General features: G+C 53.5%; 19 protein-coding genes and 1 pseudogene. 7 read left to right on the top strand and 13 right to left on the bottom strand.

The genetic code is table 11. The features are described from left to right. Positions 1-48: 48 nt before the first annotated feature. From FPL14_RS19980 to FPL14_RS19960, 5 genes are all read right to left on the bottom strand, one after another. Positions 49-2,049 (bottom strand): methyl-accepting chemotaxis protein, encoded by a 2,001-nt coding sequence (locus FPL14_RS19980; protein ID WP_182299422.1) that lies wholly within the window; start codon positions 2,047-2,049, stop codon positions 49-51. A gap of 39 nt (positions 2,050-2,088) precedes the next feature. Further along, complete coding sequence (gene yjfF, locus FPL14_RS19975; protein WP_182299421.1) at positions 2,089-3,054, bottom strand: galactofuranose ABC transporter, permease protein YjfF; 966 nt, start codon at positions 3,052-3,054, stop codon at positions 2,089-2,091. Continuing rightward, positions 3,047-4,075 (bottom strand): ABC transporter permease, encoded by a 1,029-nt coding sequence (locus FPL14_RS19970; RefSeq protein ID WP_229263996.1) that lies wholly within the window; start codon positions 4,073-4,075, stop codon positions 3,047-3,049. Before FPL14_RS19970 ends, yjfF begins: the two co-directional genes overlap by 8 nt. Positions 4,076-4,091: 16 nt before the next feature. Continuing rightward, on the bottom strand, positions 4,092-5,615 hold the full coding sequence (locus FPL14_RS19965) for a sugar ABC transporter ATP-binding protein (RefSeq protein ID WP_229263591.1): 1,524 nt from the start codon (positions 5,613-5,615) through the stop codon (positions 4,092-4,094). 101 nt (positions 5,616-5,716) lie between these two features. Further along, positions 5,717-6,790, bottom strand: coding sequence for an ABC transporter substrate-binding protein (locus FPL14_RS19960; protein WP_182299420.1), 1,074 nt, complete (start codon positions 6,788-6,790; stop codon positions 5,717-5,719). Between the two features lie 281 nt (positions 6,791-7,071). Between FPL14_RS19960 and FPL14_RS19955 the strand changes: the two genes are divergently transcribed. Genes FPL14_RS19955 through FPL14_RS19945 form a run of 3 tightly spaced genes read left to right on the top strand, consistent with a single transcriptional unit; the run spans position 7,072 to position 11,452 of the window. Beyond that, positions 7,072-8,880: a sensor histidine kinase gene (locus FPL14_RS19955; protein ID WP_182299419.1), complete on the top strand. Its 1,809-nt coding sequence runs from the start codon at positions 7,072-7,074 to the stop codon at positions 8,878-8,880. A gap of 12 nt (positions 8,881-8,892) precedes the next feature. After that, complete coding sequence (locus tag FPL14_RS19950; RefSeq protein WP_182299418.1) at positions 8,893-10,500, top strand: response regulator; 1,608 nt, start codon at positions 8,893-8,895, stop codon at positions 10,498-10,500. Then, the gene (locus FPL14_RS19945; RefSeq protein WP_182299417.1) at positions 10,475-11,452 is read left to right on the top strand and encodes a sugar ABC transporter substrate-binding protein; all 978 of its coding nucleotides are present in this window, start codon (positions 10,475-10,477) and stop codon (positions 11,450-11,452) included. Before FPL14_RS19950 ends, FPL14_RS19945 begins: the two co-directional genes overlap by 26 nt. A gap of 156 nt (positions 11,453-11,608) precedes the next feature. On the opposite strand, the gene FPL14_RS19940 is transcribed toward FPL14_RS19945, so the two are convergent. The 7 genes from FPL14_RS19940 to FPL14_RS19915 all read right to left on the bottom strand — a co-directional run bounded on the left by FPL14_RS19940 (position 11,609) and on the right by FPL14_RS19915 (position 16,953). Beyond that, positions 11,609-12,295: an LrgB family protein gene (locus FPL14_RS19940; RefSeq protein ID WP_182299416.1), complete on the bottom strand. Its 687-nt coding sequence runs from the start codon at positions 12,293-12,295 to the stop codon at positions 11,609-11,611. Further along, positions 12,276-12,641: a CidA/LrgA family protein gene (locus tag FPL14_RS19935; protein WP_182299415.1), complete on the bottom strand. Its 366-nt coding sequence runs from the start codon at positions 12,639-12,641 to the stop codon at positions 12,276-12,278. The genes FPL14_RS19940 and FPL14_RS19935 overlap by 20 nt, the downstream gene beginning before the upstream one ends. Positions 12,642-12,734: 93 nt before the next feature. Further along, complete coding sequence (locus FPL14_RS19930) at positions 12,735-13,682, bottom strand: dihydrodipicolinate synthase family protein (protein WP_182299414.1); 948 nt, start codon at positions 13,680-13,682, stop codon at positions 12,735-12,737. A 19-nt stretch (positions 13,683-13,701) separates the two neighbouring features. Next, complete coding sequence (locus FPL14_RS19925; RefSeq protein ID WP_182299413.1) at positions 13,702-14,544, bottom strand: carbohydrate ABC transporter permease; 843 nt, start codon at positions 14,542-14,544, stop codon at positions 13,702-13,704. A gap of 11 nt (positions 14,545-14,555) precedes the next feature. Further along, a complete protein-coding gene (locus tag FPL14_RS30950; protein WP_456064436.1) occupies positions 14,556-14,996 on the bottom strand; it encodes a carbohydrate ABC transporter permease in 441 nt (146 codons plus the stop codon). Positions 14,997-15,028: 32 nt separating this feature from the next. Continuing rightward, entirely contained in the window at positions 15,029-15,463 is a 435-nt protein-coding gene (locus FPL14_RS30945; RefSeq protein WP_456064435.1) for a carbohydrate ABC transporter permease, read from the bottom strand. A 77-nt stretch (positions 15,464-15,540) separates the two neighbouring features. Further along, positions 15,541-16,953 (bottom strand): ABC transporter substrate-binding protein, encoded by a 1,413-nt coding sequence (locus FPL14_RS19915; RefSeq protein ID WP_182299412.1) that lies wholly within the window; start codon positions 16,951-16,953, stop codon positions 15,541-15,543. 236 nt (positions 16,954-17,189) lie between these two features. Here FPL14_RS19915 and FPL14_RS19910 point away from each other — a divergent pair, with 236 nt between their 5' ends. Together FPL14_RS19910 and FPL14_RS19905 are read left to right on the top strand one after the other, a co-directional pair. Further along, complete coding sequence (locus FPL14_RS19910) at positions 17,190-18,833, top strand: response regulator transcription factor (protein WP_182299411.1); 1,644 nt, start codon at positions 17,190-17,192, stop codon at positions 18,831-18,833. A 4-nt stretch (positions 18,834-18,837) separates the two neighbouring features. Further along, a complete protein-coding gene (locus FPL14_RS19905; RefSeq protein WP_182299410.1) occupies positions 18,838-20,685 on the top strand; it encodes a cache domain-containing sensor histidine kinase in 1,848 nt (615 codons plus the stop codon). Between the two features lie 22 nt (positions 20,686-20,707). Here FPL14_RS19905 and FPL14_RS19900 read toward each other — a convergent pair. Further along, positions 20,708-21,475: pseudogene (locus tag FPL14_RS19900) on the bottom strand (alpha/beta hydrolase); the annotation flags it as partial. On the opposite strand from FPL14_RS19900, the gene FPL14_RS30040 reads away from it, so the two are divergent. Beyond that, positions 21,468-21,626, top strand: a complete 159-nt coding sequence (locus FPL14_RS30040) for a hypothetical protein (protein ID WP_229264035.1) — start codon at positions 21,468-21,470, stop codon at positions 21,624-21,626. The pseudogene FPL14_RS19900 and the gene FPL14_RS30040 sit on opposite strands and share 8 nt — an antisense overlap. A gap of 177 nt (positions 21,627-21,803) precedes the next feature. Then, the gene (locus FPL14_RS19895; RefSeq protein ID WP_229263590.1) at positions 21,804-23,018 is read left to right on the top strand and encodes an MFS transporter; all 1,215 of its coding nucleotides are present in this window, start codon (positions 21,804-21,806) and stop codon (positions 23,016-23,018) included. Positions 23,019-23,104: the final 86 nt, after the last annotated feature.

Genomic DNA, 23,104 nt, shown 5'->3' with positions numbered 1-23,104 from the left:
TGCCGGCCCCCATTACACATGCTTATCCAAGGCATTTACGTGCGTTCATTATACCAAAAAGCTCGACATTTGTTGCTCTAATCTGGCGGACACCCTCTTCAAGTCTTCCGATACCTGCACGAGCTCGAGCCCGATATCCTTCTGGGCGTTCGTAAGCGCCGCGACTTGATCTGCCGAAGCCGATGCTTCCTCGGATACGGCCGACACTTCTTCGATCGATTCCCGAATCGTATGATGGCTTCGATGAAGCTGCACCAGCGATACGCTTACTTCATCCAGCCGGGCTTTCAGCTGCTCCATCATCTCGCGAACGCTGCGGAACAATCGGTGAACCGAGCCCACTCCTTCCGTCATTTCCCGGAAGAAAGGTTCCGTTTCCCGCATCGTGCCGACGGAGGAGTCAACCTCGGAGCGAATATTCATAGCTAATTGTTCTACTTGGCCGATAGAAGCATGGGACTGCTCGGCCACCCGCCTGATTTCGTCCGCGATCGCCTTCATCCCTCCGGCTTGCCCTTCTCTCGAAGCTTCGATCGCCGCATTAAGCGATAGTATCGTCGTCTGCTTCGCCATTTGCGTGATCAGCTTCAGAATTCCTTGAATGGAAGCCGCGCTGTCGGATAAACCGTTTACCCGATCCGCCAGCGAGCGGAAATGCCGATCGGTCTCCCGAGTCTTGACGAGCAGCCCTTCCACGATCGCTCCGCCTTCGTTGCAAAGCTCGTCGACGACGCGGGTCGCTCCCTCCATTTTTTCATGCAACTCTCTCGCATCGCCCATTCGGATCCCCATCATGCCGACGTTGTCGCCGCTCTGTTCGGCATTGGTGGCGAGCCCCGCCGCTCCTTGCGCGATTTGCGCGGCTGCCCAATGGATTTCGTGCGCGGAATTCGCCGTCCGCTGGGCGGCATTAGCCATCTGGAGGCTGGAGCCCGCAACTTCGTCTACCGATCTGCGGGCATTAGATACCAACGTTCCGATCTGCTCCGACATTTGATTATAAGCAACCGACACATCCCCGATCTCGTCCCGTCTATTGGTCGCCATTCTTCCTCGCAAGTCTCCGTCGGCCGCCCTGCGCATCAACAGCTTCAATTGTCCGAGCGGCTTCGAGATCATTCGGACGAGCCATATGCCGACAAGAACGGCGACGACTACGCTTGCCGCAATGACGACGAACGTCAAATCGCGAATGCGGTCGGCCGCGCTCGTCAGTTCGCTTAAGGGGACGAAACCCGCTAGAATCCATCCCGTAACGGATGAAGTCCGATAAGCGACTAATCGTTTATCCGCCCCGACGTAGCTTCGGGTGTCCGATACGGCACCTCCGGCACCCGAGAGGTCAAGCCGTTGCCCGGAACTCCCGTCGGTTGAAACGGGCCGCCCCGTACCGTCGTAGATCGCGACCGCCGATTGTTCGCCGAGTTTGACGCCTTGAATCATCTCCTGCAGCACGGTCGACTCGATCTGAACGAGCAGCACGAAATCGTTCGAGCCGATATTTTTCTTGCCTAGAAGTTTCCCGTACGCGAATAACGGCTTGGGCGAGTTGCCCAGATAACCTTGATCTTCGATGGGCAACCAAACGGGTTTGCCTTCGGAGCCCCGGATGCTGCGCATCCAATCGGCCTCCGCGTCCGGATTTGCCGCCTGCCTATCCGTGCTCATCATCGGCACCGGGTCTACGAGCGGGACCAACGTAATGTCGCGAATGCGCGGCTCGGATAACTTGATCTGATCCAGCAGCCCCAGTACGCCGGCCATTCGGCTATTTAGTTCCTCCTCGCGCATCCGGCCCGCGTTGGCGAATTGAAAGAGCTGCTCTTGGAACTCGCTGTTGCCCACGATCTGATTGGCCGCATCGAGGAAAAATCGCAGCTTCATATCCAGCTTCTCGCCGGTGAGCGATATCGTCTGCATGGAGCCCGTCTTCGCTTGGTCGACGATCGCCGATTGCGCGGTGAAATAAGAAAACAAGCCCAATGTCGCGGACAATAGGCCGACGATGACGAAGAGAACTGCAAACAGCTTAGTGCCGATTGATCGCATCCGGATATGCTCCCTCGCAAGTAGAATAAGACAGTCTCTCTACGTTTTGACCGTCGAACGGCGCACGCTTAGCACTCTTTGGAGCACGATGAAAATAAACAGCAGCAGCCCGATGACGATCTTGGTCCACCAAGAGCTGAGAGTCCCTTCAAAGCTAATGATCGTCTGGATAACGCCATAGATCATAACCCCGAAGAACGAGCCGAAGATATAACCTACGCCCCCCGTCAGCAGAGTGCCTCCGATAACGACGGAAGCGATCGCGTCCAGCTCCGTCCCGACCGCGTGTAGTCCGTAACCGGACAACATATAGAACGTATACACGACGCCTGCAAGCGAGGAACAGAAACCGCTCGCGACGTAAACTCCGATTTTGGTCCTTGCTACGGGAAGTCCCATAAGCAGCGCCGATTGCTCGCTTCCCCCAAGCGCGTAGACGTTGCGTCCGAACCGGGTGTAATGCGCGACGAATATCGCGACTAGAACGACGATCAACGCGATGATGACGTTAATCGACACGAAGCTTCCGCCCGGCAGCACGACCTTCGTCTGCGCGACCTTCGTATAGAAGGAATCGTCGATCGTAATGGTGTTAAGGCTGATCATATAGCATAGCCCCCGGGCCAGAAACATTCCCGCAAGCGTAACGATAAAGGGTTGAACCTTAAAATAGTGGATGATCGCGCCCATGGCCCAGCCGAATACGCACCCTATGGCTAGCACGAGAGGAATGACGACGATAGGCGGCATCCCGTGCTCCTGAATGAGGCTCGCGGAGATCATCGTCGTCAGCGCGATCATGGAACCGACCGATAGATCGATGCCGCCGGAGACGATAACGAAAGTCATGCCGACCGCGACGATCAGCAAAAACGCATTGTCGATCAACAGGTTCAATACGACCTGCATGGAGAAAAATCCGGTATATCGGAACGAACCGGCAGCCAGCATGACCGCGAACAAGGCAACGGTAACCAGAATGGGAACGAATTTGCGGTTAAGCATGCCGGGTCACCTCTTTCTCGCCGGGGTAATGGCGCGTCTGCCAACGCCTTACGATGGCTTTGCGGAAAGCTTCGGATTGGATCAGGCATACCGTCAGGACGACGAACGCTTTTACGACGAGCGTAATTTCCGGGGCGATCCCTACGGAATAAATCGTCGTGGACAACGTCTGGATCATCAGCGCTCCGACGAGCGTGCCGGACAAGTAGAACCGGCCTCCGTTCAGCGAAGTCCCCCCGATGACCACGGCAAGGATAGCGTCCAGTTCGTACCATAATCCGGCGTTGTTCCCGTCGGCGCTGGATACGTTGGAGCTAAGCAGCAAGCCCGCGATTCCGGCGCATAATCCGCAGAACATGTACACGGATACGACGACGAATCTCGAGCGTATGCCGGCCAATCGGCTCGCATGGGGATTGGTCCCTACCGATTCGATGAATAGGCCTAAGGCGGTTTTCCTAGTTAACAGGGAAGCGACGACGAACACGGCCGCAACGATGAAAATGGAGAACGGCAACGTCGCCAAAGAGCCCGCGCCGATGAATTCGTACTTTGAGCTGGAAAGAGTAATAATTTGCCCGTCCGTAATCAATTGGGCGATTCCCCGGCCGGCCACCATCAGAATCAAGGTCGCGATAATCGGCTGGATGCCTGCTCCGGTTACGAGCAGCCCGTTCCACAACCCCAGAATCACGGATAACCCTAAAGCGAACCCTATAGCCATGAGCACCAGGCCCAGCGAATTCTGGTCCTCTCCTTTGCTAATGGTCAGGCAAGACATGGCCCCGGCGATCGCGACGACGGAGCCGACGGATAAGTCGATTCCTTTCGTGGCGATGACCAGCGTCATCCCCACGGCTACGAGAATAAGCGGAGCCCCGAAGTTCAGAATATCGATCAAGTTACCGTATAGATGCCCGCCTTGCATTCTAATCGTGAAAAAATCGGGAGAATAGAAAAGATTAAATAAAAGCAGCGCTCCCAGCATGGCGAGCGGCCAAAATAAGTGATGCTTCATCATTCGGTTCACAGTGCCCTCAACCTCCCGCGATGGCCTGCATCACATGATGCGGGCTGATGTCTTGACCTTCGATTTCCTTCACCAACCTGCGGTCCCTTAATACGGCGATCCTGCCGCTTACTCTAAGCACTTCCTCCAACTCGGACGAAATAAACAGGACGGACATTCCTTGCTGGGATAACGATAAGACGAGCTTCTGGATTTCGGCCTTCGCCCCGACATCGATGCCGCGCGTAGGTTCGTCCAGTATGAGCAGCTTCGGCTGCGTCAGAAGCCAACGGGCCAGAATTACTTTCTGTTGGTTGCCGCCGCTTAAATTTTTCACGAGATGCTCGGGGTTCGGAGGATTGATGTTTAACGCCTTGATATATTGGTCCGCAATCTCATCCTGCCGCTTGCGGGGGATCGTCCTGAGCCATCCCCGGGACGCTTGCATCGCCAAGACGATATTCTCGCGTACGGACAAATCGTCGATGATGCCTTCCGTTTTCCGGTTCTCGGGACAGAATCCGATTCCCTGAGAGATGGCATCCCGCGGAGAACGAACAGCGTCCGCCCCGGCCAGCTTCAGCTTGCCGTGATCGGCCCGATCCGCCCCGAAGAACAAGCGGGCGATCTCCGTTCGGCCGGAACCGAGAAGTCCGGCCAATCCCACGACCTCGCCGCGGCGAATGCCCAGGTCGAACGGTTCTATCGCCCCTTTGCGTCCAAGGCCCGAAGCTTCGATCCAGACGTCGTCTGAAACCGCATGTTCCGCGTCAAGCGACTTTGGGAGCTCCTCGAGCATATGCAGCTCTTTGCCGATCATCCGGGAGACAAGCTCGATTCTCGGCAGCTCTTCCGCCATGTGCTCCCCAATGAACTCCCCGTTGCGAAGAATCGTAATGCGATCGGAAATTTCATATACCTGATCCAAGAAGTGCGTCACGAACAGGATCGCTAGCCCTTCGCTCTTCAACTTGCGCATGATGGCGAACAATTGCCGAACTTCATTCCGGTCGAGACTCGACGTCGGTTCGTCTAGAATGAGCACCTTAGCGGAGATGCTCAAGGCGCGCGCGATGGCTACGAGCTGCTGGATGGCTACCGAATACGATTGCAGCGGCTGAGAGACATCGATGTCAAGATGAAGCCGTTCCGCCAGAAGCGCGGCGGCGTTCTTGTTCATTTCCTTCCATTGGATGAATCCGAGCTTCCGCGGTTCGCGGCCGATATAAATATTTTCCGCCACCGTCAGATTCGGACATAAATTGACCTCTTGGTAGACGGTGCTTATCCCAACGGCTTGGGCATCCTGCGGGCTATGGGGAGCAATCGGTTTGCCGTCTAGCACGACCTTCCCCTCGTCCACGGAGTAAACCCCCGTTAACGTTTTGATCAACGTCGATTTGCCCGCTCCGTTCTCGCCCATCAAGGCGTGCACTTCGCCGGTGAACAACCGGAAATCGACGCCTTTCAACGCGCGCACGCCGGGAAAGCTTTTAACGATTCCGTTCATTTGCAGAACCGGCTGTCCTTCGTTCATGTTCCTCTCTTCCATTTGAACATCCTCTCCTCCTTTAAGAGAAAAAGCCGCTCCGACTCGATACATCGGAAGCGGAGCGGCCTCATCTACTGGCATGCGGACTTGCGACTGAACGATTAGTATTTGCGGTTCGGAAGCGCCTCTTTGGCTTGTTCCGAAGTAAACGTCGTCTCTTCGGTCACGATGCGTTGCGGAATTTCCTTGTTGGCAAGAACATCGTTAACCGCCTGCATTAACTGAGGTCCAAGAAGCGGATTACACTCTACGATAAAATTGATTTTGCCTTCGCTGGCGGCGGTCATGCCGTCTTTAACCGCGTCGACGGAAATGATGACGATGTCTTTGCCCGGTACAAGACCGGCCGCTTCGATCGCTTGAATCGCGCCGAGAGCCATATCGTCGTTGTGGGCGTACAGCACGTCGATGTCTTTGTGCGCTTTCAGGAACGCTTGCATAACCTCTTTCCCTTTGGCGCGAGTGAAATCGCCGGTCTGGGAAGCGATCACTTTCAGCTTGGCGTTGGATTTGATGATTTCCTCGAAGCCGGCTTTGCGGTCGTTCGCCGGAGCGGATCCCGTAGTTCCTTGCAATTCGACGATATTGACGTCCTCTTGGGAGTCTTTGTACTGATCGACTACCCATTGTCCCGCTTTGCGGCCCTCTTCGACGAAGTCGGAGCCGATGAACGTTTTGTAGAAGGACGTATCTTTGGAATCCACCGAACGGTCCGTCAGAATAACCGGGATGCCCGCGTCTTTAGCTTCCTTCAGTACCGTGTCCCATCCCGACTCGACCACCGGGGAGAACGCGATCACGTCAACCTTCTGTTGGATATAAGAACGAATCGCTTTGATTTGGTTTTCTTGCTTCTGTTGCGCATCGGAGAATTTCAGATCGAAGCCGGCCTCCGCCGCGGATTCCTTGATGGAATTCGTGTTTGCCGTTCTCCAACCGCTTTCCGCGCCAACTTGCGCGAAGCCGAGAACGACTTTCTTATCCGAGGCTGCGGGAGCGGATTCGCTTGCGCTCTCGGAAGCCGGCGCCGAGCTTTCGGCGGCTGGCGCTGCCGAGCTTTCCGCCGGCGACGGGCTGGCATTGCCTCCGTTATTGTTGTTGCCGCCGCAAGCGGAGACAACGACCATAAGAGCGACCAGGGCAAGCGATACGCCCCACTTCTTAAACTTTTTCATCTGTAACTTCCTCCCCATAGGTTCACCGTTTTTGTTGGCGTGAGCTCATTATAAAGCGCTTCCAGAGGGCGATTATACGGACGATCGCAGCCGTTTTTTGCGTTTTTATGGGAACTTCGGGGAACCCGGAATCGTTTTATTGTGTTTTTTTATTCAAAAGTTGGAGATAACCATCACGTTCGCGTAAGGGAGCCCACGAAATGAACGATTTTTGCTATAGTTAGTAGAAAAGGGACCGCGTCTCTCCGCGAACGCCACAACTCAGGAAGGAACGCTGCGGAATGCCTTTCTTTCGAAAGATTACCTCCAGCTTGCGTGCCAAGCTGCTGACCATGTTCGTCATTCTAACGTCGATTCCGCTCATCGCGGTCGGTCTCGTCTCCTATCAGAAATCGTTCGACACCGTCTCCGGCCATAGCAAAGCCGCCACGATGCTCGTCGCGGATCGGCTTGCTCTGGACATCGACGTCTTGTTTCAAGATACGGGCCGTCTGCTCGAGCTGGAGAAAAATCCTCAAGTGCTCCGTTTCCTGTTCTCTCAAAGCGAAACCTACGAAGACGCTAAGTTTATCTTGAAGACGTTCGATCTATACCGACAGACTTACAAATATGAAAGCGTGCTCAATATGACGATGATCAACTTGTACGGCAGGGGCATCAGCGAAAGGAAAGGCGTCTTCCAACTGGATTACAATCCGCTGAGAAACCCGCACTTCGCGCAGTTGATGTCCGAACCGAACGAAGTGCTGAATATACCGCCTACGAAATCGTCCGATTGGGACCGGCTGGACGGCTTCCGTTACCCGGACCGCAACGTCATTACGATCATGGCGACCGTCAAACAGCAAATCACGCACGAGGTCGTCGGCTTCATCGTCATAGACTTGGATGATTCGGTCGTGGAGCGGTTCTCGAGCAACGTGAAGATCGGCAAGACGGGACTGTTCTACGTCGCGGACGACAAAGGCGTCCCGATCTTTACGCCTTCGGCGCCAGCCGAGTCCGAAAGCCCCTTCCGGCCGGTTAACCTGAGCGAACGCGCCGGCATGCCGCGAGACAGTTTCGTAGACTCTACCGCAAATCCTTCGCAATTCGTCGTGTTTGCCACATCGCAAGCTACAGGGTGGAAAATCGTAGGCAGCGCGCCGCTGGAAGAAATCGTCGAGGACGCCAATCGAATCCGCCAGCTCATCATCGTCAGCGTCGTCTTAAGCATCGTCTTTACGATCACGCTCTACTTTTTTATCACTTCGCGTCTTACCCGGCCGATCCAGCTGCTCAAAAGCAAGATGCGGCAAGCCGCCTCCGGTTATCTGGACGCCAAGGTGAAGCCTTCGGGGCAGGATGAGATCGCCGATCTCGGTACCAGCTTCAATACGATGATCGAGAAAATCAAAATGCTGCTCGAACAGAGCATCCGCGAGCAGGAGCATATTCAGAAAGCGGAGCTGCGAACGCTGCAAGCCCAGATCAACCCGCACTTCCTCTATAACACGCTCGACTCCATCGTTTGGATGGCCGAAGCCGGCAAGAACGAGCAAGTAATCCAGCTTGTGCAGGCGCTATCCCGATTTTTCCGGATCAGCTTGAACAAGGGCCGCGATTGGATCTCCATCAAAATCGAGCTTGATCACGTGCAAAACTATTTAATCATCCAGAAAATGCGATACCGCGATATTCTCGATTACGAAGTCAACGTCAGCCCGGAGCTTCAGGTGTATCCGATTCTGAAGATGACGCTGCAGCCTCTCGTCGAGAACGCTTTGTACCACGGCATCAAAAACAAGCGGGGCAAAGGCTTAATCCGTATCGGCGCTTACGTCGACCAGGTCCAGGATATCGTCTTGTTCGTCGAAGACAACGGAATCGGAATGAATTCCGAACGTTTGGACGCGGTGCGCGCGCAGCTCGACCAGCCTCGCGAAATGCTGCCGGACGAGGCGGATATCGAAGACGGGAAAAACGGCGGGTTCGGCTTGCAGAACGTGCATCAACGATTGCGGCTGTATTTCGGCGAACGTTACGGGCTTCGAATCGACAGCGAGGAACATAAGGGCACCTGCATTTACGTCCGAATACCTAAGAAATAAGGGGGTTAATCGGTGAAAAAGGTCATGCTGGTCGACGACGAAATCGTCATTAGAGAAAATATAAGAGTGTGCATCGACTGGGAAAAGGAAGGGTTCGTCTACTGCGGGGACGCGCCGGACGGCGAAGTCGCGCTCCCTCTGATCGAGAAGTGGATGCCGGATATCCTGATCACCGACATTAAGATGCCGTTCATGAACGGGCTCGAGCTCAGCTCCATCGTCCGTCAGCGGCTGCCCGATACGAAGATCATCATCTTAAGCGGGCACGACGAGTTCAGCTATGCCCGCTCCGCCCTGCAGATCGGCGTGGAAGAATACTGCTTGAAGCCGGTTCATTCGGTCGACTTGATCAAGCTGCTCCATTCCGTAGGCGACAAGATCGACCATGAACGACGGATGAAAGAGCGCAAGGCATACACGCGGGAGAAGCTGTTCGGCGACTTGTGCGGAGGGCTGATCTCGACGACCGAAGCCGTGGAAGCGGCGGGGGCTCTATCCTTGAACGTAATTGCGGCCCGCTATGCCGTCCTTATCTGCGACCTCAGATGCTCCGATCAATCCGCATATACCGATGCGGCAACCATCGTGCAGGCGGAAAGGATCATCGACGACAAGCTAGCGAACGTCATTGCCAGCTGGAGCTTCAAGCGAAGCCGGACGGAGAAGGTCTGGATCATGCACGGAGATTCCGCTTCAGACTTGACCGCAACCCTTGATCAACTGCGCAACAAACTTGTCCCTCAGCTGGAGAACGAGCTTCAAGGCGCGGTTACGTTCGGAATCGGGAGCGTTCAGGATCGATTGCAGGGCATTCACGTCTCCTTCTTGGAAGCGGAAGAAGACCGCAACCTCCACCGGCTGTCGAAAATCAATCGGAACGAGCTGTGGAGCGCGGCCGGCCGAACAACCGGCGCAACCGCGTACTTGGACCGGGGGAGCTTCATCGAGTTTCTGAAGATCGGAACCCCCGCCCAGCTCGACGATTTCGTGCGCGGCTTCGCCGGCTGTCTAACGGGAGTGGACTGGAAATCGTCCATGTACGGCTATTACTTGCTAAATGAATTAATGCTGGAATCGCTTCAAGAAGCGAAAAGCGTATTCCGCGCCTCCGAAAATTCGGACGCCTTGGTTGCCGACTTGCAGGGGGTAATCCGCAAAATCGCAAGCTGGGAGGAATGCTGCCGTTTCTTAACGGATCTATTGGAGAAGCTGTGGGCGTGGAGAGCCGATGCGGCTAGCAAGTATGCGGATATCATCGCCAAGGTAAAAAGATTTATTCAGCAGCAATACGTCAACGACCGGCTGTCTCTGCAGGACGCGGCCGAGCACGTTCGGGTCAGTCCTAGCCACTTAAGCAAAGTGTTCAGCCAGGAAACCGACCAAACCTTCATCGAATATTTGACGCAAACCCGGATTCGCAAAGCGATGGAGCTGTTGCAAGCGACGAACGACAAGTCCTACGAAATCGCCTATCGGGTCGGCTATAACGACGCGCATTACTTTTCCAACCTGTTCAAGAAAATGACGGGAATGACGACGCGGGAATTTAGACGGCAAGGGATGCCCGGAGGCCGATCCGCGGAAGGAGAGTATCATGACAGCCCAGAGCGCTTGGCGTAACCGATTACTCCGCTTTCTTCTGCCGGTTGCTCTCTTGTCGGTTATCTTATCGGGATGCGCCAACGATGCGGATTCGGTCTCGCCTCCCCCATCGACTACGCCTCCCATCGTAACGAGTGCCGCAACGGCGTATACGTTCGGGATCATCTATCCGATGACGCATCCGTTCTACGAAACGATAACCCGCACGGCCGAAAAGGCGGCAGCCGAATCGAACGTCAGGCTTGTCGTCAAAGCTCCGGGAGAATCGAACTTGGAGCAGCAAATCCGCATGATGGAGACGATGATCCGCCAACAAGTAGACGGGATCGCCATCGACCCGATCGACGCGAACGCGCTCGCCCCCATCATCGATAAAGCGGTTAACGGCGGGATACCCGTCATCTGCTTCGAATCGGATTCGCCCGCAAGCAAACGCCTAACGTATATCGGAACGAACAACCTGGAATCGGGGCGCAGAATGGGAGAATCTCTGGATAAGCTGCTCGACGGGAGCGGCATGGTGCTGGTGGAAACCGGAACGCGCCGGACGCTCAGCATGGACCAGCGGCTGGAGGGAATGCTTACCTATCTCAACAATAGAACGAAAATACAAGTATTGGAGGTTCGCTATAACGAAGGGAGCGAGAGCCGCGCGTTAAGGGATCTCGAGGAAATGATCGACGCCCATCCTCATTTCGACGCCTTCGTCGGACTCGACTTCGTATCCGGTTCCGCTTCCATTCTCGTATGGAAAGCCAAAGGCTTGGCGCGTTACGCCTTTACCTTCGGGCTTACTCCGGAAATCCAAGAGGCGATCCGCAACGGCCAGTTAACGTCGGTATTATCGCAACACGAGGAAGAATGGGGAACCCGAATCGTCGAGCGGCTGGTGGACGCCGCCGAAGGACGGCAACTTCCCCCGTTCGACGATACGGGGCTCGTGGAAGTGTCGGGCGCGGGCGATCCATAAAGTGGTACCGCTTTCTCTTTTGTAATGGAACCGTAATCTCTCTTTCATCTTCTCTTCATCTAAGGGGGTTACAATACAAACATGACCCCCCTTTTCAATAATATATACCTTGAGGCTTGCGGCTCCGTTGCCGTAAGCCTACTTTTTTTGGCCTGTTCAAATCAACCACAGGATCGGAATGCACAATATCGGAGTAATGATGCTAGACAACCCCATCGCAAAGCCGCTAACCCCTCCTTGAACCTCCGAATCCCTTAGAAGCCGGGCCGTCCCGATGCCATGCGAAGCCGTCCCCATCGCCGTACCGATCGCGATGTCTCCGCGCACTTTGATCATACGGAGCAAAAGCGGACCAAGCATACTGCCCAACAATCCGGTCAGAACGGCGAATACGCCTCCGAACTCGGGAGATCCGCCTAACTGACGCGAGAGCTCGATAGCGATCGGCGAGGTCGTGGATTTCGGCAGCATCGACAATAGCGTATCGCGACTCCCTTCTAACGCCCAAGCTAAGATCGCTACGGACAATAATCCGCTAACGGAACCTATCGTTACGCCGATAACGACCGTTCGAACGTTTCCCTTCAATTTCTGCGCGGATTTATACAGGGGCACGGCGAGAGCAACGGCAACGGGACCGAGGAAAAATGTAACGATATCCCCGCCGACCTTATAGTCCCGATAAGGAATCCCGCAGGCAAGCAGGAACGTAATGACTCCTCCCGAAGTAACGAACAAAGGGTGAACCCATCTCTTCCATTGATTCAACAGTTGGGCAGCCGCATAGAAAACGACGGTAAGGGCGATTCCGAACAATGGCGTGCTAACCGTCTCTTCGAGCATTGTTCCGTCGTTCCCCCTTTCCCGCTAGCTTAGTTATCGTCCAGCCCGTGACGAGAAGCACGCATAGCGTACTCCCGATCAAGCTGAACGAGATCGCGATCCATTCGTCCCCGATCCTGGAGAAGAAGATCATGACTCCGACAATCGTAGGGGCAAAAAACACCATCATATGCTTGAGCAGAAACTCCGCGGGCTGTTCGATCCACTCCGGCTTCACCCATCCTCGAAACAACGAAAGAACAAGAAGAATTAATCCAATTACGCTCGGAGGAAGCGGGAAGCGAAGAAAGTGGTGAACCATGTAACCGATAAATTCAAAGCCGAGCAGAATAGCCAGCCCTAACACGTGTCCTCACCTCTCATCCTGTCATGCGGAAAAAAGCGATTGCCCCCCGCATAAGCCGGGCAGTCAATCGCTCTAGGTTAGCTTTGTATAATCCTATTGTTTCTTGCCATGCTCACCCTTCCAATCGGCTAGGCTTACGTATTTCCTAATGTCGTGATCAAGGGATACGATCCGTTCCCGATCCGCTTCCGATATCGGCAAGAGCGGCATTCTCGGACCGCCGCAGTCCAATCCCCGCAGCTTCAAGATCGCCTTGCAAGCGCCGTACAACGATGGAAAGGAGAGCAGTCGCTTGATCAAATCGTTCACGATAAACTGCCATTCTAGGGCTTGCTCCATGCGACCTTCCCGGAAGCAGCGTTCGATCTTCAGGAACAATTCCGGCATTACTCCGTAAGTGCCGCCGATTCCGCCGTCCGCGCCGATGCTCCTGCCGGCCAAATACTGCTCGTCGGGACCGTTCAGGACAAGGAAATCTTCGCCGCCGACCGCCTTGGATTGCTGCAGTTCGAACGTACTCTCCGCTGAAATTTTCACGCCGATGACTTTATCCTGCGCCGCCATCTTGGCCATTAGCGCCGTCGAAAGCTGAAACCCCGTCGTCTGGGGAATATGATAGATAATGAACGGAAGAGACGTACTGTCGACGATCGCTTGCCAATGCGCTTCGACGCTCCGAGCGGACAGCCGGTAATAAATCGCCGGAACGGCCGATACCGCATGGGCTCCGACCTGCTCGGCATGTTTGGCTAGCTCGATGCAATCCCGGGTAGACGGCGCGCCGATATGAGCAACGATCGTAAGCTCGTTTCCGACCTCGTCCACGACCGCTTCCAACGTTCGTTTGCGTTCCTCCACCGATTGCAGCATGCCTTCGCCGGTGCTTCCCCCGACGTAGAGGCCGTTAACGCCAATGTCGGCATAATGCCTAGCCAGCTTCCGCGCCGCTTCCTTGCTGACTTCCCCATGCTCGTCATAGCAAGAGTACATGGCTACGGTTATTCCTTTGAAGCGATCGATCGGATAAGTCCTCGATTCCATGCCGTTCAACCTCCGGTTGTCATCCTTTAACCGCACCCATCGTGATTCCTTGCGTAAACGCCTTTTGGAATAAAATAAAGATCGCGATCATCGGTAGGGAGGCGATCGCCGCTCCCGCCATCAAGACGCCGTAAGGCGTCGTATACTCCCCTTGAAGCGTTGCCACGCCAAGCGGCAGCGTCATCATGGATGTCGACCGGGTAATAATCAACTGGCTGAAGTAATCGTTCCACCCGCCGACGAACGTAAAGATGGCTAGAGCGCCGATCGCCGGCTTAAGCAACGGCAAGATGATCTTATAGAACATTCGGATTTCCGTGCACCCGTCGATCTTGGCGGCTTCCATCAGCTCGCTCGGAATCGTCTGGGCAAACTGCTTCATGAGGAACACGCCGAACGGCCAGCCGATAGCCGGAAGAATTAACCCTTGATAAGAGTTGATCCAGCCGAAATCGGCCAACATCGTAAACAGCGGTACAAGAATGACTTGTTTGGGCAGCGCCATCGCGGAGACGAACAGAATGAAGATCGCTTGCCGTCCCGGAAAGGATTTCTTGGCGAGCACGTAACCCGCCATCGAAGCGACGATACAGACGCCCACCATCTCTCCCGCGGCGACGAAGAAGCTATTGAAGGTCCAACGCATGACCGGATTTTTGAACAGATCGATAAAGTTCTGGAAGGTCGGCTCTAAAGGGATCCATTGGGGAGGATAAGCCACCGCGACCGTCTGAACCTTGAACGCGCCTGTAATGATCCAATAAAACGGAAAAATAAAAAACAAGGCCGAAATCGCCAATAACGTATTAGACAGGATACCGGACAACGTCAAATCGCGTCGCCCTATCGCTTTGCTAATCATGCTGCCGCCCCCTAGTACTCAACGTCGCTACCTAAATATTTGAATTGGATAAAGGAAATGATCCCGATTACGGCCGCTAGCATAATGCCCATCGCCGATGCGATGCCGAAATGCCCTAATTTGAACGCTTGCTCGTATACGCCGTACATGACGGTCGAAGTGCTGTACATCGGCCCGCCCGAAGTAAGCAATTGAATGATCGCAAAGCATTGAAACGTATTGATCGTAGTAATGACGATAATATATAAATTCGTTGGCATCAGCATCGGCCAAATGATTTTCCGGAAAATTTGCCACGGCGTCGCTTGATCGATCTGAGCAGCCTCGATATAGGAAGCCGGGATGTTCCCTAGCGAAGCCACGTAGAGAATGATCGGCTGACCGACCGAAGTCGTAATCAGAACCGCTATAATCGCCAGCAAAGCCGTACGGGTATCGCCTAGCCAAGCCATCGGCTCCGCTCCGAACAACCCGGTCACGTAGTTCAACAGGCCATAGTTCGATGATAGATCGAAGCCCACACGACGGTAATACTGACGACGGAGGATACGGCAGGCAAATAAAACACGCCTCTGAAAAACGACCGATTGAATTCCTTCTTCTTGTAGATGTTCATCGCAACGAAGATAGAGAAGATAATGACCGCGGGAACCGTAATCAATACGAGAAGCATCGTATTGCGCATCGATTTGAAAAATACGTCGTCCTGCAATAAATCCCGATAATTCTGAAGCCCGACGAAATCAAACCCTCGCAAGTCATAGTCGAAAAAACTGATGTATACGCCTTTGGCCATCGGATAAACGACGAATAACAAGAAAAACCCCAGTGCCGGCAATAGAAACAAGTAACTTGTCAACCAATCACGCCATGGTTTGCGTCTTGTCGATTTAAGCATTCTGAGCACCGTAGTTGACACTTCGAATCTCTCCCTCTCCCCTATTTACGGAAAGGAGCAGCGCGCCTTACGCTCGCCGCTCCTTTCCGTTCAAGGGTTTATTTCATTTTAGCTTTCGCGTCGGCAATCGCTTTGTTCGCCTTCTCGGCAAAAGCATCAAGCGCTTCTTTGCCCGTTGACGCGCCGAGCAACGCGCTTTGCAATTCGGGGAACCAGAAAGTGCGAATCTCGGCATACCCGTCGGCTACCGTCGGCGGGTCCGTAATGAACTTGCGGGCAAGCTCGGAGTACTTGTATTCCGAATCGTCGCCGTACAGCCCCGTGACGGAGTTGCGTACCGACAATCCGCCGGTTTGGATAATGTTTTTCTTGCCCCATACTTCGTCGTTCGCGATGAAATCGATCAGTTTCTTGGAAGCCGCGATTTTGTCGGCGTTATCGTTATTGAAGATGGCCATGCCTCCGACGTAAGGCTCAAGCTTCGGCTCGGAGCCGTCGAGCGTCGGGAAAGGCAACAATACTTCTTCGAACGGCACTTTTTTGTTAGGCACGTTCTGCGCTTTCAATACCGCAGAATAATTAAGCGTGAACGCCAGTTTTCCTTGCAGGAATAAATCGTTAACATCCGCTGCCGCGAGCGATGCGGCTCCCGATACGATCAGCTTGTCCTTCGACGCTTGAACGATCCAATCCAACGCTTTCGCGCCGTTCTCGGTATTAATGGCAACCTGGCTGTTATCCTCGTTCAAGAACCTGGACACGCCCAGGTTGGCGATATAAGCCCGCGTGCCTTGGTCTCCCGCTTGGCTCTTGGCGAAGAAGCCCGATGGGATGACGTCCGGAGCTTTCTCCTTGACCGCTTTTAACGCCGCCTCGTACTCGGCAAGAGTCCACGTGCGATCGGGTTTGTCTAACGGCAGCAAATCCAATGCGCCGATTTTCTCGAAAATCGTTTTATTTACGGCCATCAGGAAAGGCGCGGTATTGATCGGATACATGTACACTTGATCGCCTACCATGGACTGTTTCCAGAACGCATCCGAAATGTCTTTCTTCACTTCGTCCGTTATCATGTCGTTGAGCGGAGCGAGAAGATCCTTCTTGCCCCAATCGATAATCCGTCCTGGAGCGTCATAGATAACGTCCGGAGCCGAATTCGTCGCGATGGCTACGTTCAATTTCTCGGGTCCGCCATCGAAGGTGATCATCTCTAGATTGACTTTGATTTCCGGATATTTTTCGTTGAACGCCGCAATGATCTGTTTCTCGTATTTCCCTACTTCCCCATCCAGAGCCTGGTAGCTCGGGAAGTTCCACCATGTGATTTCCACCGGTTTTGCATTTTCTTTGGATGCTTCCGGCGATACCTCGGCCGAATTCGTTGCCGATGCCGTCGCCGGCGGAGCGGAACTCTTCGACTCATCGGCGTTGTTGCTGCCGCATGCCGCCAGTAACGCCATGACGAGTACCATACAGATAACCATTGCGAGCTTGCTTCTCAAAGCTGCCATTCTGTAACCCCCTATAGTAGTGTCGAAATGAGGAAATAAGCGTTTTCATTTCCTGACTTCAGCATAAATGCATCGGGTATTCGCGGAAAATCCCTCATCTTTTACATTCATGGTCCATTATTGACCTGTTGCCGCGAGCCCCCCATTCTTTCGGTTTCTATCGATTCAACATCAAGTATAATGAGTAAAGCCAGCAAACGTAGTCTTTATCTATTCAAACATCTAGGGGGAGTCGCATGTACAAGCTGATGATTGTCGAGGACGAACCCCTCATACGAGCAGGATTAAAACAATATTTCAATTGGCATGAGCTTGGCATAGAGTCGATCCTTGAAGCGGAGAACGGCAAAGACGGTATAGAAATCGCCCTGCGCGAACGCCCGGATCTGGTCATTACGGATATTCGCATGCCGGAGATCAACGGTCTCGAGATGATCGAACGGCTGCGCCCCGCGCTCCCGGATACGCTATTCCTTATCTTGACCGGATACAACGACTTTACCTATGCCCAGAAAGCCATACGGTTAGGCAATATACAGGCATACCTCCTCAAGCCTCTGCAATATGAGGAAAGCTTATCAACGATCGTCGAATCCATTAGAGTATTAAGCGCCAGGCAACAGGCGAACCGACAACGCTCGGAGCTTGAATCCGCCGCAAAAGAGAACTCCGTGCATAGAGGCGGCCAGATCGTGAAATCCATGCTGGATGATGACGGTTCGCTGCGGGAAGACGCGGTACTCCGGCAATTCGGACTAGACGGCAAGATCGTTACTTACCATCCCATCGTCCTGTCCTGCATCCTTCCTTCCACGCTCAATGTTCAGGCAAGGAAAGCGTGGAAAATAAAAGCGGAGCGAGTATTAACCGAAGCCGTCGACTCTATTTATCCATCCGGTCGCGGACAACTTCTCGCCTATTACGGCAAATCGAAATTGTATGCGATTACAATCCATGACGATCAAGAAAACAAAGCGTTCGATAAGCACGCGGAAGAGCTAATCAATAACAGGCTGATACAAGCCGGCACGGAGCTTCAAGCCGCATTCTATATGGCTGTCGGCAAACCCGCAATCGAATTGTCCCAAGCCTGCATTTCTCTGCAGCTTACGGAAAAGGCTTTAAACCGGCGTTTCTTCCGGCCAGATCGCAGATTGTTCCATTCGGAAATGCCAGGCCAAACGTTGCCTTCGCTCAAAGAGTGCTTTTATCCGCTCGATAACAAGATCAGGGAGCTTATCCTAACTTGCCTAGAGCAAGGCGAGTTACGGCAAACAAGGGAACTGCTCAGGCGAATGGCCGTTCAAACCATCGATCATTTCTCGTACGATTCCTATGGCAGATGGCTCGCGCTCCTTCAAGATATCATAGGCGTGACTCTTCGCTTCGCGCATAGAAACGATATTCGCTTCGAAGGAGTGTATAGCGATAAGGTGCTAACCCTCGCTTTCGTGGACGATTTTGCGACCGCGGAGCAGCTATTCGATTGGATCGCCGACTGGATGGTCCATCTCCATGCCGCTTATCGGGACAAGGCGAAGGCTTCCGCTCCGCAAGAATCGCTTATCTTCGAGCAAATCGAAAGTTTCATCAAACAGCATATCGACAAAGAAGTCACGCTTCAAGCCGTCGCGGACCGTTTTTTCTATAACCCGTCTTACTTAAGCAGGCTATTCAAGACCAAATTAAACAAAAACTACATGACGTTCTTGACCGAGATTCGAATTCATTACGCGCAACAATGCTTGATGGACCAGAAGGCGTCGGTGACGGACGTATGCACGATGTGCGGTTACAAAAGCTATAAGCATTTCGTGAAAACCTTTCGAAGCGTTACCCGAATGACGCCGACGGAGTATCGAAAACAATTGGGGTTGTGATCAAGTGGGGGCATTCAAGCGATTTTCCCAGCGTTATCAAATCAAACACGTGAATCATCAAATCTTCATCCTTGTGATCGTTACGATTACCGTCCCGCTTCTTATCCTGTCGGTAATCATCTATTTGTTTTCCCTGCAAACCGTCAAGAAAGAATATCAGCACAGCTCCGATCTCATCTTGACGAACCTGAGCTTCAATATCGATCAATATCTTCAAAGCATCGAGAAGGGAACGCTCAATTCGCAGATGGACAGCCAGCTTCAGGAAGCGCTTGAGAAATGGTCCAATAATAAAGAGGAAAACATCGAGGACAAAAGGATTCTATACGGATCTACCATCGAGAGATTCGTCAGCTCGATAGAAATGACGATCAAAAACGTGGACAGCGTACGGATTTACGCGAGCGACAGCGTATTCTACTCCATGAACTTTAATCGGGCCGACTATCATGCAGACAACTTCGCGGAAGAAGACTGGTATATCCGAACGCTTGAGGGCAAGGGAAAGATCGTTCTATTCGGCACTCATAAACCCTTCCATCGAATAGACGCCCAGCAAGCGGTGATCTCCATCGCCCGGGTCATTAACAAAGTCGGCAGCAAGCAGCCGCTCGGCGTTATTCTGATCGATATTCGACTGGATTCCTTGCGGGAAATCTTGAATCTATCCGAGAATAGCAACCGCAAGTTTATTATCGTGGACGATAAGGGAGGAGTCATCTATTCTTCGGAACGGGATCAAGTCAACGCCCCTCTGCTGGAAAATGTCGATCTTTCATCGATGCAATCCGTACTGGATCAAGATACGGGAAGCTTCTACGCGCCGATCGCCGGCACGGACTCGTTCGTTAACTTCGTTACCTCGCCCTATTCCGGCTGGAAAGTCATTCAATATATCGGGGAAAAAGAAATCACGAAAAACTCGGAACTGCTCCGCATGATTATTTTAGGATTAGCCTTCTTTACTTTAGGAGCCGCATTGCTGTTCATGTTTATTCTATATATGCGCGTAACCAAACCGATCATCCTGTTAGGGAGACAAGTGAAGCTGGTGGGAATGGGGAAATTCGACGTAAATTTACATAGCGAACGCCAAGACGAATTCGGCGTGCTATACCAAGGCATTCGGAAGATGGTCGAAGATCTTCAAGATCATATCGAGAGATCGTCGATCACGAAAGCCCAGCAGAAAGTCGCGCAGTTCGGAGCGCTGAAAAGCCAGATCAATCCTCATTTTCTGGCTAATGCGCTGGAATCCATTCAGATGAAGGCCGTACTGAGCGGACAAAGGGATATCGGAGAGATGGTCGGATTACTGGGACGTTTATTCCGCACCCATATCCAGACCGGTAAAGAAACCGTTACTCTGCTCGAAGAGCTTGCCCATACTCGTCTGTATATTCAGGTTCAACAAATGCGTTTCGGCGATAAAATCCGATACGTCGAGCGTCTGGCGGAGAGCAGCGAGCTCGTGCCCGTCATGCACTTCTCCTTGCAACCCATCGTAGAGAACGCGATCGTTCATGGATTGGAACCTCGGACCGGTTCCGGTATGCTCGAGATCGCCGCAACGCTTGCGGGGAATGAGATGCTGATTGCAGTGTCCGATAACGGGGTAGGTATGGACGAAGCAAAACTCCAACAACTGCGGGAACGCCTTCTAAGCCCTTCCGACACTCTGGACGAGACCCATATCGGATTGAAGAACGTACACGATCGAATCCGCTTTTATTTCGGAGATCGGTACGGGATCGAGCTCGATAGCCGCTTAGGTCAAGGTACGACCGTCTATATCCGGGTTCCCGCGGCGAAAGATGGCCAGATCGCCAAGCTTGCGGATCCGTTGCCGTAAGCTTACTTTTTTGCAGCGAGGCTTGGAAGAACGATTTCACCGCCGGCCAGAATGCGGGATCGCGATCCGAGGCGCTATGGCCTTCGGCATCCACGAACAAATGAGGCAAATCCGGGGCGCGCGATAGAATGTGGTTAAGCTCCGTCGAAGGAATGAATCCGTCTTTGCGCGAATGGACGAGCAATACCGGCGTATTCCGTCCGCGGGCGTTATCGCTCAGTATTCTGGCCGGATTCGCCCGTCTCATCGTCGAGTTCGAAATTCCGCTGCGCCAAACCATCATCCTGGGCAGGAGCTGGGCCAACGGAAACTGCGGTAGTTTCCTTCGCTTTAGCTCCGCTCCGATCATCGTCGAGAACTTGACCGGCATCGAATCGGTGACGAGCGCGGCGATCGGCGCTTCCTCGTCCAACGCGAGCACCGCTCCGAATCCGCCTAGCGAATGCCCGAGCACTCCGATACGAGCGGGATCCGCGTCAGGCCGATTGGACAGCCATCGGATCGCGCTAAGCAGATCGTCGCGGAATTGCAGGCCCGTCGGAGTTTTGTAATAATCGCTTTCCCCATGGCTGCGCGCATCGAACATCAGGATCGAATACCCCTCATCGTATAAGGGCAATGCGTATCTCAATACCCGCGAGCGGTTGGATCCCCATCCGTGCGCGATAATAATAACCGGTCCCGGACTCTGAAGACCTGCATGGTATAGGTACCACCCTTTAACCGTCTTCCCTCCGCTCTCCCACTCCGTTGCCTCATAAGGTACCGGCGGCAGCTGTTCGTTGGGCACGAGACGAGGCCGTTGGGCTTTCACGGTTAAACCGTACAAAGCCGCCGCGGCGCTGCCCGTCACCGCTCCTACTCCGCCAACCGTCCATGCGATTAACGCAATGCTCATCTCCAATCCCTCCGATACATGGCCATTCTCCCTTCCAGTGTAACCCAATTTCTCCCCGGGAACAAAGCCTTATCCATTCGGAAGCCCCCTTTCTCCATAGAATACTCCTCTCTTTCCATGAATATCGGATTATATTTCGTAACATTGTGTAATGCGGCAGAAGAATGCTCGAAGCTATAATGTAATCGTTAACATTGCGACAATGAGGAGCGTAGCAACCATGTCCGAACTTACGAACAAGAAAACAATCTACTCCATCCTGTTCGCCATAAGCGGCGCCCACTTAATGAATGACGCGTTACAAGCCGTCATTCCGGCGTCTTACCCGATTCTGCGCGAGGCTCTGGGGCTAAGCTATACCCAACTCGGAATCGTCACGTTCGTCCTGTTCTTCTCTTCATCCGTCATGCAACCGTTCGTCGGCATGTACACGGATGCCAAGCCTTCTCCGTTCATGTTGCCGTTAGGAATGGGAATCGCGGGGGCGGGAATGCTCGGCCTTGCTTTCTCCCCCGGCTATGCCATGGTTCTTCTATCGGTTCTTATGGTCGGCATAGCCTCGGCGATGTACCACCCGGAAGGGGCCAGGATCGCTTATCTCGCCGCGGGGTCGCGAAGAGGACTCGCCCAGTCCATCTTCCAGGTCGGCGGCAACGCGGGGGGAGCCTTGGCTCCGTTAATGACCGCTTTCATTTTCTTCCCTTACGGCCAATTCGGCGCCATCTGGTTCACGGTCATCGCGGCAATGGGCGTCGGCATTCAACTGTGGATCGCGAAATGGTATCGCGGTTACCTCTCTCTATTGCCTCCGCGGCCCAAAGTCGTCAAAGTAAGGGAAGCCGATCCCCGAAGGCGCAAGCAGATTCTGATCGCCGTTGCCCTCGTCGTCTTGATCGTGTTCGCGAGATCTTGGTACGGCGCGGGGATATCCAACTATTTCGTCTTTTATTTGATGGAAAAATTCAGTTTGTCCGTTCCCGAATCCCAAGTCTATATTTTCCTGTACATGGGCGCGGGCATCGTCGGAACCTTCTTCGGCGGACCGCTGGCGGATCGTTTCGGACGCAAAAACGTCATCCTGTTCTCCGTGCTGGGAGCCGCTCCGTTCGCGATGTTATTGCCGATCGCAACCGAATGGTGGAGTTATGTTCTTCTGGTCACCTTAGGCATTATTAACCACAGCAGTTTTTCCGTAACCGTCGTGTACGTGCAAGAGCTCGTGCCCGGCAAGGTAGGCACGGTATCCGGTTTGGTCACCGGTTTGGCTTTCGGAATGGGCGCGCTCGGCGCCGTAGGCTTGGGAGGATTGATCGATCTGACCAGTCTGAGCTTCGTCATCGGCGCGACCTCTTTCCTGCCGTTGCTGGGAGCTATCGGACTCCTGCTGCCTTCCGACCGTAAAGTGAAGACCATGACCCAGACGCATTCCTTGTAATCATCCCTTGCGAATAAGCCCATCCCCCGGAAACGGGGATGGGCTTATTTTTACCTTTTCTTCGAGAAATACCCTTCCTGAAATGA

The organism is Cohnella cholangitidis (assembly GCF_014107495.1).
Taxonomy (GTDB): Bacteria; Bacillota; Bacilli; order Paenibacillales; family Paenibacillaceae; genus Cohnella; species Cohnella cholangitidis.
The sequence above is the reverse complement of the archived record's forward strand: the minus strand, read 5'-3'. Positions and strand labels throughout refer to the sequence as shown.

What these genes read in the sequence shown, in the direction of transcription:
- FPL14_RS19980 (WP_182299422.1), bottom strand. Translation starts at nt 2,049, where the DNA reads ATGCGATCAATCGGCACTAAGCTGTTTGCAGTTCTCTTCGTCATCGTC.
- FPL14_RS19925 (WP_182299413.1), bottom strand. Translation starts at nt 14,544, where the DNA reads ATGATTAGCAAAGCGATAGGGCGACGCGATTTGACGTTGTCCGGTATC.
- FPL14_RS19910 (WP_182299411.1), top strand. Translation starts at nt 17,190, where the DNA reads ATGTACAAGCTGATGATTGTCGAGGACGAACCCCTCATACGAGCAGGA.
- FPL14_RS30950 (WP_456064436.1), bottom strand. Translation starts at nt 14,996, where the DNA reads ATGGCTTGGCTAGGCGATACCCGTACGGCTTTGCTGGCGATTATAGCG.
- FPL14_RS19895 (WP_229263590.1), top strand. Translation starts at nt 21,804, where the DNA reads ATGTCCGAACTTACGAACAAGAAAACAATCTACTCCATCCTGTTCGCC.
- FPL14_RS19915 (WP_182299412.1), bottom strand. Translation starts at nt 16,953, where the DNA reads ATGGCAGCTTTGAGAAGCAAGCTCGCAATGGTTATCTGTATGGTACTC.
- FPL14_RS19930 (WP_182299414.1), bottom strand. Translation starts at nt 13,682, where the DNA reads ATGGAATCGAGGACTTATCCGATCGATCGCTTCAAAGGAATAACCGTA.
- FPL14_RS19960 (WP_182299420.1), bottom strand. Translation starts at nt 6,790, where the DNA reads ATGAAAAAGTTTAAGAAGTGGGGCGTATCGCTTGCCCTGGTCGCTCTT.
- FPL14_RS19970 (WP_229263996.1), bottom strand. Translation starts at nt 4,075, where the DNA reads ATGATGAAGCATCACTTATTTTGGCCGCTCGCCATGCTGGGAGCGCTG.
- yjfF (WP_182299421.1), bottom strand. Translation starts at nt 3,054, where the DNA reads ATGCTTAACCGCAAATTCGTTCCCATTCTGGTTACCGTTGCCTTGTTC.
- FPL14_RS19945 (WP_182299417.1), top strand. Translation starts at nt 10,475, where the DNA reads ATGACAGCCCAGAGCGCTTGGCGTAACCGATTACTCCGCTTTCTTCTG.
- FPL14_RS19965 (WP_229263591.1), bottom strand. Translation starts at nt 5,615, where the DNA reads ATGGAAGAGAGGAACATGAACGAAGGACAGCCGGTTCTGCAAATGAAC.
- FPL14_RS19940 (WP_182299416.1), bottom strand. Translation starts at nt 12,295, where the DNA reads ATGCTCGAAGAGACGGTTAGCACGCCATTGTTCGGAATCGCCCTTACC.
- FPL14_RS19955 (WP_182299419.1), top strand. Translation starts at nt 7,072, where the DNA reads ATGCCTTTCTTTCGAAAGATTACCTCCAGCTTGCGTGCCAAGCTGCTG.